Raw genomic sequence first — 14,756 nt, forward strand, 5'->3', positions numbered from 1 at the left:
TCTGCGCCGCTTAGTTGATCCAGTGATGCAGGCTCATCCAAGACGCCGGCAAGGAGAATGATTGAACCGCGCCGGGATTGCCGGAGGCTCCAAGCCTTGAGAGGATGGAGCCATGGATACGAAGAAGAAGACATCGAACAGATTTTCACCTGAGGTTCGGGAACGGGCGGTTCGGATGGTGCTGGAGCACCGGGGCGATCATGCCTCGCAATGGGCGGCGATCGCCTCGATCGCGGCGAAGATCGGCTGCACGGGCGAGACGTTGCGGAACTGGGTCCGCCAGGCGGAGCGCGACTCGGGCGCCCGCCCTGGCGCGACGACGGATGAGCGCGAGCGGATCAAGGCGCTGGAGCGCGAGAACCGCGAGTTGCGGCAGGCCAATGATATCCTGCGCAAGGCGTCGGCTTATTTTGCGGCGGCGGAGCTCGACCGCCGCTCGAAACAATGATCGCCTTCATCGACGATCACCGGGACAAGCACGGGGTCGAGCCGATCTGCAAGCTGTTGCCGATCGCCCCTTCCACCTATTGGGCGCATGCGGCGCGCCGGCGTGACCCTGCGAAGGCCTCGGCCAGAGCGCGCCGAGACGCGGTCCTTCGCAAAGAGATACGGCGCGTCTACGACGAGAACTTCCAGGTCTATGGCGTACGCAAGGTGTGGAAGCAGTTGGACCGGGAGGGCGAAAAGGTCGCGCGCTGCACGGTGGCGCGGCTGATGCGGAACATGGGGTTGCAAGGGATCGTGCGCGGCCGGCCGGTCAAAACGACGGTGAGCGACCGCAAGGCTCCATGCCCGCTCGACAAGGTGAACCGGCAATTTCGGGCGGCGCGGCCGAATGCGCTGTGGCTGTCCGACTTCACTTATGTCTCGACTTGGCAAGGCTTCGTCTATGTGGCTTTCGTGATCGACGCCTTCGCTCGGCGGATCGTCGGCTGGCGCGCCTCGCGCACGGCGCATGCGGGCTTCGTGCTCGACGCGCTCGAGCAGGCGCTGCATGATCGTCGGCCGGTTCATGGCGGCGGCCTCGTCCATCATAGCGACCGCGGCGTTCAATACGTCTCTATAAAATACACCGAGCGCCTCGCCGAGGCCGGCGTCGAACCATCGGTCGGCAGCGTCGGCGACAGCTACGACAACGCGCTCGCCGAGACGATCAACGGGCTCTACAAGGCCGAGCTGATCTGGCGACGCGGGCCGTGGCGAAACTTCGAAGCGGTCGAGTTCGCCACGCTCGAATGGGTCGACTGGTTCAACAATCGAAGACTGCTCGAGCCGATCGGAAACATTCCGCCGGCCGAAGCCGAAGCGCGCTATTATGCGCAACTCGAGGAGCCCGCCATCGCGGCGTGACTCAAACCAAATGGCCTCCGGCGATCCCGGCGCGGTTCAGATGTTCGCTTCTGGCGCATTGCCCGAAACTCAAACGGAGACGCTATCAAATTGGGCGCCCGCTTCCCATTCGCGCAGAGCGCTGCAACGCTTCGCCTCCGTAGAGGAGGCGCAACTATGTCCAAGGAATTGCAAGAGGGTCTCGCCCGGGTCGAGCAGGAAAGCCACCAGATCGTCGAAGCGGTCGGTCTTCAGAACGAGCAGATCCGCATCACCATCACCCGCCTCGACGAGATCATCGCCCTGCTCACGCCCAAGGACGACGCCGGCGAGCCGACACTGAGCGATTTGCTCGCCCATTTGATCGCGCAGAACCGCGAGCAGCTCATCCTCTCGCGCAAGACCGTCGAGCTCCTCGTCGACACGCAGCAAAGCCTTCCGGACAAGACCGTCGAGGCCCTGGAAAAGCGCTTCTCTTCCCTCGCGAAGGCCTGATCGATGATCACTTTCCGCAAATTTGCGGCGGCCTCCGACGGCAAGCTCGTCCGTATGTATTTCACGGAAGCGAGGCTCGGCCCGCCGCCGCCCGAGCAGGCGACCGAGGCCCTCGGTCAGCAGCAGCTGGAGCCGGGGTCGCGCCTCACCAGCTACTACACCGGCCGCGACGCCGGGCCGGCCTGGCGAGCGGACATGCCGCTCTCCGTCGCCCGCGCGCTCGGCATCAATTCTCACCATGCGCCAAAGGACGAGGAGCTCGATCGGCTCTTCGAGGGCAAGCGCGCCGACACGGGCGAGGCCTGGTCGAAGCACAAACGAGAAATCAGCGGCTACGACTTCACCTTCTCACCCCACAAATCCGTGACGCTCGCCGCCGAATTCGCGCAGGATCCAGCGGAGGCCGCCGCCATCCGCAACGCCATCTATCGCGCCAATGACGCGGCGATGCGCTATGTCGCCCGCGAGATCGGCTGGGCGCGGCGCGGGCGCGCGGGGAAGAGCGGCGCCGATCCCGGCGCGGTCGGGTGGGTGAGCTTCAAGCATTATATCGCCCGTCCGACCCTGCCGGTCCAGGACGGCCGCGAGGGAGCGACCTATCTCCTCGAAGCGCCGATCGCCGGCGATCCCCACGACCACATCCACAATGCGCTGTTCAATCTGGTCGTTACCGGCGAAGGCCATATCGGATCGCTCGACACCCAGCGCCTTCACGCCCGCGTCCATGAGTTCGGCGCCTTCGCCCAGGCCGTCCTCGCCGACGAGCTGCGCGCGCTCGGCATTCGCGTCGCCTACGACGAGAAGGAACAGGCCGCCGTCATCCTCGCCATCCCGCAATTCGCCAATGAGGCGTTCAGCAAGAGCACCCATCAGGTCCTGCGCAACGCCAAGGCCTTCGCGGCCGGGCAAGGGCTCGATTGGGACGACATCTCTGCGGAAAAGAAAGCCGAAATCCTCCGCGAAGCGGCGGCAGCCGCGCGCCTCGCCAAGCATGGCGAGAAGACCGATCACAAAATCTGGCGCGACCAGGCCGAGGCGATGGGTTGGGAACACTCGACCGTCATGGAGGATGCGAGGATTGCCGCGCTGTCGAACGAGGAGCGCATCGAGCGGGCCTACGCCTTCGCGGCGAAACATCTCGCCGAGGAATTCCACACGGCCGCCGTCATCGACCATGATCGTCTTCGCATCCACGCCGCGCGGGGATTGATCGGCGTGGGCGTCGCCGGCGGCGTCAAGGATATCGACCGGGTCGTCGAGCAGATCGAGCGAAAGGGCGTCGATCTTCACGGCGAGCACGTCGATCTGGTCGCCGCCTGGGCGAAGCGCGAGAATCCCGAGGACGAGCCGCGACTGCGAATTCCGACGCAATCCGGCCGGGGATTCCGATTTGATCCCGGCCGGCGTTCCGATTTGAAGTCGGCCACCATTCCGAACTGAAGCCGGCCACCAGGAGGCCTTTCCGGTCCTCTTTTCGTCTGCTGTCCGCAGGTCAGCAACTGCGGCATTCCGCTTCGTCGAGATCGACGAGGAGAACGGGATGCCGGCGAAGAGAGAACTGACGATGCGACAACTTCGGCAGATGCTGCGGCTCGCCCATGAGGGGGTGAGCGCGCGGGAGATCGGGCGGCGGCTCGGCGTGGCGCGCAGCACGGTGCAGGATTATTTGAAGCGAACGGCGGCCGCGGGGCTGATCTGGCCGCTTCCGGAGGAGGTCGGCGACGACGCGCTGGAGCAGCGGCTGTTCGCGCGCCCCAGCTTCAAGACGGGCCAACGGCGTCGGGTCGAGCCGGACTGGGCGGAGCTGGCGCGGGAGATGAAGCGCCCCGGGGTCAATTTGATGATCCTGTGGGAGGAATATCGGGACGCCAACCCCGAGGGCTATGGCTACAGCCGGTTCTGCGATCTTTTTCGCGGCTTCGAGCAGCGGTTGACGCCGGTGATGCGGCAGCACCATGTCGCTGGCGACAAGGTCTTCGTCGATTATTCCGGCAAGCGGATCGGGATCGTGAACCCGGTGACCGGCGAGATCCGTGAGGCGGAGATTTTCGTCGCCGTGCTCGGCGCCTCCAATCTCACCTACGCCGAGGCGAGCTGGACGCAGAAGCTGGCGGATTGGACCGGCGCGCATGTGCGCATGTTCCGCTTTTTCGGCGGGACGCCGCGGCTGCTGGTTCCCGATAATCTCAAGAGCGGCGTCAATAAGTCCTCTTTCTACGACCCCGAGATCAATCGGACCTATGGCGCGCTGACGTCGCATTACGACGTCGGCGTGCTGCCGACCCGCCCCCGAAAGCCGCGCGACAAGGCCAAGGTCGAAGCCGGGGTGAGATTCGCGCAGTTCTACATTCTGGGACGCCTGCGGCGGCAGATCTTCTTCTCGCTCGCCGAATGCAACGCCGCCATCGCGCGCTCCATGGAGACGATGAACGGCCGGCCGATGCGCAAGCTGGGGATCAGCCGAAGAGAGCTGTTCGAGAAAATAGAGCGCGACGCCCTCGGCCCCTTGCCAGCGACGGATTGGGAGTTCGCCGAGTGGAAGCGGGCGCGCGTCAATATCGATTATCACATCGAGGTCGAGAGCTTCTTCTACTCGGTTCCGCACGCCCTCATCCACGCCGAGGTCGACGTGCGCGTCACCGAGCGGATGATCGAGGTTTTTCACCGTGGTCAGCGCGTCGGCCTGCACGAGCGCCGCTTCATGGGCGCCCGGCACGGCACGGCCCCGGAGCACATGCCGAGCGCGCACCGGCGTTACGCCGCCTGGACGCCGGATCGCTTCCGCCGCTGGGCGGCGACGATCGGGCCGCACACCGAAGGGCTCATCGTCGCCGTGCTCGCCGCGCGGCGTCATCCCGAGCAGGGCTTTCGGACCTGCCTCGGCGTGCTGAAGCTCTATCGCGGCGTCGAGGCCGCCCAGGCCGAAGCCGTCTCCGCCCGCGCGCTGGAAATCGGCGCCTTCAATTGCAAGAGCGTCGCCGCATTGCTCGCCGGCAAATCCAGGGCTTCCGGCGCGAGGGACGGCGCTCCGGCAACGCTGCTCGATCACGAAAATCTCCGCGGTCCCGGCTATTACCACTGAAAGGAATCCATCGATGCTCGCCCATCCGACACTCGATCTATTGAACGCGCTCGGGCTCTATGGCCTCGCCAAAGGGTTCAAGGAACTGGAACACAAGGCCGAGGCCCGAGGCCTCGAGCACGCCGAATGGCTCGGCCTGCTGCTCGAATACGAGCTGACGCTGCGTCGTCAGAAGCGCTTCGAGACGCGCTCCCGCGCCGCTCGCCTGCGCCATCCGGCCAGCGTCGAGGACGTGGACTATCAGAGCACACGCGGGCTCGACCGGGCTCTGTTCCTGAAGCTCGCCGCCTGCGACTGGATCGCCGAACGGCGCAATCTGCTGATCACCGGGGCGAGCGGCCTCGGCAAAAGTTGGCTCGCCTGCGCGCTCGGCCAAAAGGCCTGCCGGCAGGACATATCGGTGCTCTATTATCGCGTGCCTCGGCTGTTCACCGATCTCGCCGTCGCGCATGGCGATGGAAGCTACGGCCGGCTGCTGCGCAAGATCGCACGCGCGCGACTGCTGATCCTCGATGATTGGGGGCCGGAGGCGCTCGTCGGCGATCAGGCGCGCGATCTGCTGGAGATCGTCGAGGACCGCTACGACGCCGGCTCCCTCGTCATCACCAGCCAGGTTCCGGTCGATCGTTGGCACGAGATGATCGGCATACCGACGATCGCCGACGCCATCCTCGACCGCGTCATCCATAACGCCTACCGGCTCGAGCTCTCCGGCGACAGCCTCCGCAAGCGCCGCTCGGCGCCCGCAAAACTCGAACAGGCTTGACCGCGTCCACGACGCGAAACATCATCCAAATCGATCTGCGCACGCACGACGCCGGTGGCCGACATCAAATCGGAACGCTGGCCGGCTTCGGATCGGAACAGGTGGCCGGCTTCATATTGGAATGCATGGCCGGCTTCGTCGGAATACGCACCGCGACAGGTGCTCCGCGTCACCAATTCCGCGCAGATCCGTGTCGAGGAGAGCCTTCGCTCCCAAGCCGCGCGCGCCGCGCTCGGCACATCCGGCGCGCTGGCGGCCGCCGACATCCGGCGCGCCATCGAGGCTTCGGGGCTCGATTTCGACAGCGAGCCGGAGCATGGCGCCGCGCAAAAGGCCGCGATCTATGCGCTCGGCCAGGGCGGCGCGCTGTCGCTCCTCACCGGCGTCGCCGGCGCGGGAAAATCCACGCTGCTGCAGCCTCTCGTCGCCGCCTGGAAGGCCGACACGCGCTTCGACGCCTCGGGCCGCGAGCTCGTCGGCGTCTCGACCGCATGGCGGCAGGCCGACGCGCTGCAGGACGCCGGCATCGCGCAGACCCGGGCGCTCGAGCCGTTCCTCAAATCCGTCGATGCCGGCGAATTCATGCCGACCCGCAACACGATCCTGATCATAGACGAGATCAGCCAGATCGCGCCGCGGCCGATGCTGCGGCTGCTCGAGCTGCAGGCCGAGACCGGCATGACCATCAAGGCGCTGGCCGCTTTGACGCGCAGGATATGTTGCCTGCCTGTCGGTCATGGGGTGGGAAGCGGCCCGTCCGCTTTCGGAAACTCGCATGGTAGAAGCTGACGCTCGTTCAGGAAATCACTTCGGCAGGTCGCCGGGAAGGGACCAATGAGCGATAATCTTTCGCGTCGTATGCTCTGCCGCGTTGGCCTCAACAATGAGGGTGTTTTGACTCAGTCGCCGCCAGTCTCCGACCTCGTAGCCCGCCTGCTTTCCGCCAAGACCCAGGCATCCATGGTGTCGTTGCTCCGCACGGAGGCACGCCCACCCGCGACCAAGGCGCTTTCGGCGGAAGTCAAGGCGCATGTCTCGGTGCTCGCGGGGCACCTGACTGAAGGGCGGCCGCGCGAGGCGATCGCGACCGCTTTGGCGATGATCTTCCTCGACCCCGATCACGCCATCTCCTGCATGCGGCGCGACGGCGTGCTCCGCGCGTCGCGCTACGAATACAGGGGATCCCTGATCGGCAGGATCGCCAAGGCCGTGCTCAACGTCCGCGACCTGCTGGCCACGTCGCCGGATTGCATCGCCTACCTTGAATCGGTCGAGGCGCTGTCGCGCGTTGCGGGGAACGCCCTGACGTTGAAGTTGGAGGTCGAGGCGACGGTGCGGGCGCATCGATCCGTGGTGCTGAAGACCATTTTCGTCATGGTCAACAGCCTCTTCTATCATGAATGGATCAACGACCAGGAAGCCAGTTCGCTGGATGGCAGGCGTTACTCGTCCGAGGAGTACGCCGAGGCTGCCTCGCTCGTATTGTATACCTACGCGTCGATGTTCCCGGTCGACGGCCTCTCCTTCGCCCATGTCGACACCGAGGCCTCCGGGAAGAACGCGCTCGTCTACGAGCGGCTGTTGGTGGCCGCAATTCGGCTTACGAAGTTCAGGGAGGCGGAGCTGTTCATCGACGGGCTGCCATACCGCGCGGACTACGAAGGGAAGACGATTACGGTCTCCTCGATCGACCCCGACGTCGAGCGTGCGGTCCGCCTTGGGTTTATGCAGCACCAGAACCAAACGATAATTCGGCAAATCCACCTGCGGGAAGCGGATTCAGCGATCTCCATCCGGGCCGTGATAGACCGGGCCTTTGATCGCGGTTTCGACCGGCTGCTTGAGATCAACGATCAGATCGTAAGACGCTTGGTCCTGCGGTTGCCCGCGATCCCGGAGATGTTCGATGCCTTGTTCGCGCGGGACGAGCTATTCCGCGACGAGATTCAGATGCTACTGGCGCTGGACGTCGACAACTTCGGAACGTTCGACGACCTCATCTTCCCCATCACCGACAACATCTCATCGTTGGACGTGTTCAAGGTGCAGCGCTACTTCAACTTCATCAGCTGCGCGTACCAGCGTCGGCTGGCGGACCTTGAGGATCCGGCCGAGCGCGAAACGTTGACCCTGACCTCGACACTCCTGCTCATACCGCACGATGCGATGGTCGAGCAGATGCGGCTGATCTTCGGCGACGGGGACAAGGGCAGCGATATTATCGGACTTTTGACAATGGATCCCGGAGATTCGCATCTCGATCTCCAGTACCGCCCGTTCGTAGATGTCGGTGGCTACTACGTGATTGCCCCGCACGTGGTGGCCGTCTCCAACCTTGTGCGCAACACCATCGTCGCCAACCGCCTCAGGTCGGCCGCGATCGGTCCGAAGGACCGCATGGTCCACTCCGTCACCGAGGCGCTCCGCTCTGCAGGCTTCGAGGTCGAAAGCGACTTCAAGGCGAAGGTCGCCGGGGAGCAGTTGGAGCTGGATATCGTCGCGCGGCGCGACGGTTCGCTCTTCCTTTTCGAGTGCAAGAACGCCTATCATCCCGTGTCTGTCCACGAGATGCGGAACAGCTGGGACCACATCCGCAGCGCCAAAAAGCAGCTCGACAAGCGGCGGGAAATTCTCACCGAGCCGGCGAACCAGGCGCAACTCTTCCGAAGGCTTGGCTGGGAGATCGGTTCCCCGTTCCCGGTGCACACCGGCATCGTTATTGCAAACCGGGTGTTCCACGGAGCCAGTCTCAACGGGCACCCTATCCGGCAAGCGCACGAACTGATCAACGTACTGACGAGCGGTCGGATCGGCGCGAACGAAGACAGCCTATCGTTCTGGCTCGGGGCTGAATTTCAAACCGCCGATCTCACCACCTATCTCGGCCCCAGGTCCATTGCCGCCGACCAACTGGCAGCGCTCGATGCTCGCCAGTGGCGCTACTCGATGGGACACCGCGATCTCGTCTTCTCGTCCTACATGCTCGACACACTCAAGTGGAACCGGGAAATGCGGGAGAGGTACGGACCGCCGGTGGTTGAAGGTGGCGCGAGCTCCCGCATTTCTGTTCACGAAATTTGAAAAATTCGGCCCCGCAAGAGCAACGACTAAGCTGTGTTTCGCTTCGTCTTGATCATAAATAGAGGTCTGAAGTTGGCATCGGGAATGCCAACGCCAATGCCCGCATCGGGGTCGGGTCTAGAAGGGCAGCTATACTGCATTCGCTACCGGATAGCTGACAGTCCGCTCCCGGCCCCCTTTGCGACATTATTGCCTCGTCGCAGAGCGTCAGTAGCTGGCGCATCATCCCCATCGGCGCTCGCGACATCGGGGGCGCCGGCTACTCGCTGGGGTCGCCAACGAAAAACTGCAGTGACCAAATACCAAGCGCGGGCGGCGCTGGTCCGCCCTGTCCTTGCGGGTTAGACATTCTCCAGCCGCACTGTGATTCGGTTTGCCCTGCGGGGGGCGCGGTGTGTTTTCGAGGGAACGGCGGAAAGCCGGATGGGATTTTGGACGCAGCTGTTTCCAGGAGCACGGTGACGCGTGATGACCTCGCGCATGCCATTTACGCCCGCATCCCCGGCCTCTCCCGTGCGGACGCAAAATCCCTGCTCGATTGCGCGCTCGCGGAAATGCTGTCCGCCCTGACCAGCGGAGAAGACGTAAGTCTTCGCGGCTTCGGCACTTTTCGCATCCGCTCCAAAAACGCTCGCCCGGGCCGCAATCCGAGAACCGGAGCTGCGGCTCTCGTCTCTTCGCGTCGGGTCGTTGTGTTCAAAGCGGCGCCACATCTCAAATCGGCCGTGGCGGCGTCGGGAGCATCCCCGGTCGCCGGCGACTCTCCGTAGAGCGGTCGCGGGCGCGGCGTGGTGTGAGCGCCGATCACCGTTGATGTCGCGAGCTGCGCGCCGCCGGCGCCGGCCGCCATCTTTCGGCGCCCGATCGTTTTCATTCGCGCAGACTCCGGCGACCCTTCGCTGTCATAGCGGAGGCGCAATTATGTCCAAGGAATTGAAGGAAGGGCTCGCTCGCGTCGAGCAGGAATCCCACCAGATCGCCGAAGCGGTCGGCCTTCAGAACGAGCAGATCCGCATCACCATCGCCCGTCTCGACGAGATCGTCGCACTCCTGACGCCCAAGGACGACGCCGGCGAGCCGACACTGAGCGACTTGCTCGCCCATCTGATCGCGCAGAATCGCGAGCAGCTCATTCTCACGCGCAAGGCCGTCGATCTCCTCGTCGACATGCAGCAAAGCCTCCCGGAGAAGACCGTCGAGGCCCTGGAAAAGCGCTTCTCTTCCCCCGCCAAGGCCTGATCGATGATCACTTTCCGCAAGTTCGCCGCAGCGTCCGACGGCAAGCTCGTCCGCATGTATTTCACGGAAGCGAGGCTCGGGCCGCCGCCGTCTGAGCAGGCGACCGAGGCCCTCGGCCAGCAGCAACTGGAGCCGGGGTCGCGCCTCACCAGCTACTACACCGGTCGCGACGCCGGACCGGCCTGGCGCTCGGACATGCCGCTCTCTGTCGCCCGCGCGCTCGGCATTAATTCTTACCACGCGCCCAAGGACGAGGAGCTCGACCGGCTGTTCGAGGGCAAGCGGGCCGATACGGGAGAGGCCTGGTCTAAGCATAAGCGAGAAATCAGCGGTTACGACTTCACCTTCTCGCCCCACAAATCCGTGACGCTCGCGGCGGAATTCGCGCAGGACCCAGCGGAGGCCGCCGGCATCCGCAATGCGATCTATCGCGCCAATGACGCGGCGATGCGCTATATCGCCCGGGAGATCGGCTGGGCGCGGCGCGGACGCGCGGGGGAGAGCGGCGCCGATCCTGGCGCTGTCGGCTGGGTCAGCTTCCGCCATTACATCGCCCGTCCGACCCTGCCGGTCCAGGATGGCCGCGAGGGCGCGACCTACCTCCTCGAATCGCCGATCGCCGGCGATCCCCACGATCACATCCACAATGCGCTGTTCAATCTGGTCGTCACCGGCGAGGGCCATATCGGATCGCTCGACACACAGCGCCTCCACGCCCGCGTCCACGAGTTTGGAGCCTTCGCCCAGGCCGTCCTCGCCGATGAGCTGCGCGCGCTCGGCATTCGTGTCGCCTATGACGATAAGGAGCAGGCCGCCGTCATCCTCGCCATCCCGCAATTCGCCAATGAGGCCTTCAGCAAGAGCACCCATCAGGTCCTACGCAACGCCAAGGCCTTCGCGGCCGGCCAAGGGCTCGATTGGGACGACATCTCCGCGGAAAAGAAAGCCGAAATCCTCCGCGAAGCGGCGGCCGCCGCGCGCCTCGCCAAGCATGGCGAGAAGACCGATCATAAAATCTGGCGCGACCAGGCCGAGGCGATGGGCTGGGAACACGCGACCGTCATGGAGGACGCGAAGATCGCCGCGCTGTCGAACGATGAGCGGTTCGAGCGGGCCTACGCCTTCGCGGCGAAACATCTCGCCGAGGAATTCCACACGGCGGCCGTCATCGACCATGATCGTCTTCGCGTCCACGCCGCGCGCGGCTTGATCGGCGCGGGCGTCACCGGCGGCGTCAAGGATATCGACCGGGTCGTCGAGCTGATCGAGCGCAAGGGCGTCGAGCTTCATGGCGAGCACGTCGATCTGGTCGCCGCCTGGGCGAAGCGCGAGAATGCCTACGACGAGCCGCGACAGGTGCTCCGCGTCACCAATTCCGCACAGATCCGCGTCGAGGCGAACCTCCGCTCCCATGCCGCGCGCGCCGCGCTCGACACTTCGGGGGCGCTGGCGGCCGCCGACATCCGGCGGGCCATCGAGGCTTCCGGGCTCGATTTCGACAGCGAGCCGGAGCATGGCGCCGCCCAAAAGGCCGCGATCTATGCGCTCGGCCAGGGCGGCGCGCTGTCGCTCCTCACCGGCGTCGCTGGCGCGGGAAAATCCACGCTGCTCCGGCCCCTCGTCGCCGCCTGGAAGGCGGACACCCGCTTCGACGCCTCGGGCCGCGAGCTCGTCGGCGTCTCGACGGCATGGCGACAAGCCGATCAGTTGCAGGACGCCGGCATCGAGAAGACCCGGGCGCTCGAACCATTCCTCAAATCGCTCGAGGCCGGCGAGTTCGTCCCGACCCGCAACACGATCCTCGTCATCGACGAGATCAGCCAGATCGCGCCGCGGCCGATGCTGCGGCTGCTCGAGCTGCAGGCCGAGACCGGCATGACCATCAAGGCGCTGGGCGACCGCGAGCAGGCGCAGGCGATCGAAGCCGGCGACACGATCGAAATTCTGCGCCGCGCGCTGCCGAAACCGGCGCAACCCGAGCTCCTCACCGCCGTCCGTCAGCTCGATCGGCGCGACCGCCAGATCGCCGGCATGTTCCGCGACTCCGAGGCTGCAACCGCGCTCGCGATGAAACGCGCCGAGGGAACGGCCATGCTGGTCGGCGGCGATTTCGATCAGGTCGCCGCAAAGATCGCCGATTTCTATGTCAGCCGGCGGGACATTCTCGAGGCCGCCGGCTCGAAGCGCGGAATCACGATTTCCGCGCCGACCAATGAGGACGCCGCTGCGATCAGCATGGCGATCCGGACGCGGCTCAAAGCGCGGGGCGAGATCGGCGCTGATGAGACTGTTCACAAGGCGATCGCGCCGCGCGGCGCGAAGGAGTCGCACGCCTTCGATCTGCCGATCGCCACCGGCGACCATCTTCGCCTCTACCGCTACACCTGGGCCAAGATCGACGGCAAGGAAGGCCCGATCGGCTATAACGGCCATATCGTGAAGGTGATGGGCAAGACCGCCGGCGGCCTCCGCCTGCAAAACGCCAAGGGCCAGATTGGCGAGGTCGAATGGCGTCGCCTGACCGATCCCGTCACCAAGCGGCTGATGCTCGGCTTCGGCCATGCGCTGACGAACGACGCCGCGCAAGGCGTCACCTCGGACGAGCACATCGACGCGCTGCCGCGCGGCAGCGCCGGCATCACCGCCTTCAAGGCCTATGTCGCGGAAAGCCGGGCCAGGGGCACGACCTGGACGATGATTTCCGAAGCGGCCGTCCATGAAGCCGAGAGGCGAAGCCGTGCGCTCGGCGACGCCAAGCCGATCGAGGCGGAAGATCTCTGGAAGCGGATCGCAGCCGACATGGCCGCCAAGCCCTATAAATCCCTCGCTCTCGATCTCGTCGAGGCCTGCCGGCGGACGCGCGAGCGGTCGATCGACTCCTTCATCGAGCAGGGCCGCACGTTCCACCGGCGGCCCGCCGACGCCAAGGATCCTGGCCGAAAGGCGCGAGAGCGCGTGCGCTCGAAGATCGCCACGGAAGAAGTTGCGCCCCACATCGCCGATCTCGCCGCCGACGTCGAGCGAAACGCCGCCCTATTGCGCGAGACGAAAGAGAACATCGAGTCCCGCCTCGACAAGCAGTGGCCCGAGCCTCCCTCGCCGAATGCGGCTATTGACCGGCCCTCTCCATTTCCTTTCCGCTAAACCCTGCCTTACGCACTATCGGCGCCCGCCGCTTTGATCGGACGTTGGAAAGGCGCTTTCACGCCGCCCTCACCTATCCGATCATGGAGCCCAGCGCATGACGCCGTCATCGAATGGACTCCACAACGCCGTGCGAACGCCGGCGGCGCGCAGAGCTTCGTTTGTCCAGGCGTTGCAGGTTCGAAACGCGTTGTAATGGCCGCGCGCGCCGTAAAAGATGTCGTTCTGGCCATAGCCGTGGATGACCTCGCGCCGGTCTGCGAACGTCGCATCGATGAAGGCGGAGAGGCGGCGGTATTGCTCGGGCGCGAGCCGCAGCGGACGAACTGTCTCGCCCGGGCGGACGTCCTCGAGGAGGTCCACATGCACCAGCGTCGACCCCTGCCCTGTCACAGCCTTCAGTCCTCGGAGGAGTGAAAACTCCGCCCAGGTCGGCGTGTTGAGATAAAAGTCCCGATCGCCCCAGCCGAAAGCGAGCCAGCGCGGCGTGGTCGCCCAACCAGGCGCATCACCCGGGTGGATGCGATTGCTCCAATCGACGCCGGCGGCGTTCGCCGGCACGACGACGCCGGTATGCACGCCATTGGTCTGCACGAAGATGGTTATGCCGCCATCCAGCTCGCGCCAGTCGTCGTTGACGGGAATGCGGCTCGCGATCGAGGCAAAGGCGAGATAGAGGGAGGCCGAGACGAGCGGCGCGATGAGGATGAGGGCGAAGGTGCGCGCGGCGCGGCGCATGGACTGCCTAAACCAGGTTTGCAATCGAGGTACCTTCGAGGACATGGCCGCTCTCGTCTACGCGAATTCTGTGGGCTTCGAGAATTGTTCCGTCTCACGGGATCAATTGACGCGCCCGTGTCTCCAACCCGCGGCGACCGCCTCTTCCTCCGAGCAGAACCAGCGCTCTCCGGAATTCTGGTCGATTTTGACGCGGGCGTAGAATGGCTCGCCGGGCTTATGGAATATACGTTCGCCATTGCGACTGATGTTCCCTTTGATCTCGCAGTTCGAAGGCGCCGTCGATTTCGTCGAAGCCGGAGCCGCGCCTCGCGAGGCGAAAGCGGGACCAGGAGCAAGGATCGGCTTTGCGGCCGACCAGATTTGCTCGAAACGCGCCTCGAACGTTTGGGCGGCCGCTCGATCGCGGATGACCACGACATCATTATCCTGCTGCTTCATCCCCGACGCGGTGAAATTCGCGGAGCCCGTCCGCAACAGCATGTCGTCAACGGAATAGGATTTCAGATGCATGAAAGGACCGGGCAGGCTCGTACGCAGGCTCTGCGACACTTCTCGCAGCCGATCGAGATCGCTCGCCTGGCTGGGGTCCAGAACGATTCTGATCGCGACGCCGCGTCGATGCGCATCGATCAATGCGTCGATGACGGGCCAGTCCGTCAGCACATAGGCGGCGAGGTCGATCTTGACGTGCGCCGCGCGCAGAAGCGCTACATCGAGGCGTTCCAGATTCTCGGTGGGGGCATAATGGATTTCAGGCGCTTCGGACGCCGAGACAAATGGCGGCGCTGCAAGAGCCAGCGCGCCAGCGAGAAGCGACAGGCGAAAGGACATTCGATAATGCTCCCGTCAATCCGAAGGTCTCACGCATCGATTTTCATT

At 64.8% G+C, this 14,756-nt stretch carries 12 protein-coding genes and 1 other annotated feature; of the genes, 10 read left to right on the forward strand and 2 right to left on the reverse strand.

Annotated features, from left to right (window positions below; genetic code table 11):
• The first annotated feature begins 112 nt into the window (after positions 1 to 112).
• The 10 genes from IY145_RS01565 to mobF (IY145_RS01610) all read left to right on the forward strand — a co-directional run bounded on the left by IY145_RS01565 (position 113) and on the right by mobF (IY145_RS01610) (position 13,136).
• Positions 113 to 1,350 (forward strand): IS3 family transposase gene (locus tag IY145_RS01565; protein ID WP_210332579.1). Its coding sequence is split into 2 segments (ribosomal slippage): positions 113 to 410 and positions 410 to 1,350, totalling 1,239 coding nucleotides; the frame shifts between segments, so codons are not numbered across the junction.
• Positions 403 to 519, forward strand: a sequence feature (AL1L pseudoknot). Its footprint overlaps the gene before it by 117 nt.
• 156 nt (positions 1,351 to 1,506) lie before the next feature.
• Positions 1,507 to 1,824, forward strand: a complete 318-nt coding sequence (locus tag IY145_RS01570; RefSeq protein WP_196406623.1) for a hypothetical protein — start codon at positions 1,507 to 1,509, stop codon at positions 1,822 to 1,824.
• A gap of 3 nt (positions 1,825 to 1,827) precedes the next feature.
• Positions 1,828 to 3,264 (forward strand): MobF family relaxase, encoded by a 1,437-nt coding sequence (mobF, locus tag IY145_RS01575; RefSeq protein WP_196406624.1) that lies wholly within the window; start codon positions 1,828 to 1,830, stop codon positions 3,262 to 3,264.
• 100 nt (positions 3,265 to 3,364) lie between these two features.
• Positions 3,365 to 4,906 carry an IS21 family transposase gene (gene istA, locus IY145_RS01580; RefSeq protein ID WP_196406625.1) on the forward strand — a complete coding sequence of 514 codons (1,542 nt, stop codon included), beginning with the start codon at positions 3,365 to 3,367 and terminating at the stop codon, positions 4,904 to 4,906.
• A gap of 13 nt (positions 4,907 to 4,919) precedes the next feature.
• Complete coding sequence (gene istB / locus IY145_RS01585) at positions 4,920 to 5,672, forward strand: IS21-like element helper ATPase IstB (protein WP_196406626.1); 753 nt, start codon at positions 4,920 to 4,922, stop codon at positions 5,670 to 5,672.
• 159 nt (positions 5,673 to 5,831) lie between these two features.
• Positions 5,832 to 6,461, forward strand: coding sequence for an AAA family ATPase (locus tag IY145_RS01590; RefSeq protein WP_312030534.1), 630 nt, complete (start codon positions 5,832 to 5,834; stop codon positions 6,459 to 6,461).
• A 45-nt stretch (positions 6,462 to 6,506) separates the two neighbouring features.
• Positions 6,507 to 8,753 carry a hypothetical protein gene (locus IY145_RS01595; protein ID WP_196406628.1) on the forward strand — a complete coding sequence of 749 codons (2,247 nt, stop codon included), beginning with the start codon at positions 6,507 to 6,509 and terminating at the stop codon, positions 8,751 to 8,753.
• A gap of 392 nt (positions 8,754 to 9,145) precedes the next feature.
• The gene (locus IY145_RS01600; protein ID WP_312030535.1) at positions 9,146 to 9,523 is read left to right on the forward strand and encodes an integration host factor subunit alpha; all 378 of its coding nucleotides are present in this window, start codon (positions 9,146 to 9,148) and stop codon (positions 9,521 to 9,523) included.
• A gap of 151 nt (positions 9,524 to 9,674) precedes the next feature.
• Positions 9,675 to 9,992, forward strand: coding sequence for a hypothetical protein (locus IY145_RS01605; RefSeq protein WP_196406630.1), 318 nt, complete (start codon positions 9,675 to 9,677; stop codon positions 9,990 to 9,992).
• Between the two features lie 3 nt (positions 9,993 to 9,995).
• Positions 9,996 to 13,136 (forward strand): MobF family relaxase, encoded by a 3,141-nt coding sequence (mobF, locus tag IY145_RS01610; RefSeq protein WP_196406631.1) that lies wholly within the window; start codon positions 9,996 to 9,998, stop codon positions 13,134 to 13,136.
• An 81-nt stretch (positions 13,137 to 13,217) separates the two neighbouring features.
• Here the strand turns inward: mobF (IY145_RS01610) and IY145_RS01615 are convergent, their stop codons facing one another.
• Together IY145_RS01615 and IY145_RS01620 are read right to left on the reverse strand one after the other, a co-directional pair.
• Positions 13,218 to 13,919 carry a TIGR02117 family protein gene (locus IY145_RS01615; protein WP_210332586.1) on the reverse strand — a complete coding sequence of 234 codons (702 nt, stop codon included), beginning with the start codon at positions 13,917 to 13,919 and terminating at the stop codon, positions 13,218 to 13,220.
• A gap of 57 nt (positions 13,920 to 13,976) precedes the next feature.
• A complete protein-coding gene (locus tag IY145_RS01620; RefSeq protein WP_196406632.1) occupies positions 13,977 to 14,708 on the reverse strand; it encodes a phospholipase D-like domain-containing protein in 732 nt (243 codons plus the stop codon).
• Positions 14,709 to 14,756 lie beyond the last annotated feature (48 nt).

The sequence above is a fragment of the Methylosinus sp. H3A genome (assembly GCF_015709455.1).
Taxonomy (GTDB): Bacteria; Pseudomonadota; Alphaproteobacteria; order Rhizobiales; family Beijerinckiaceae; genus Methylosinus.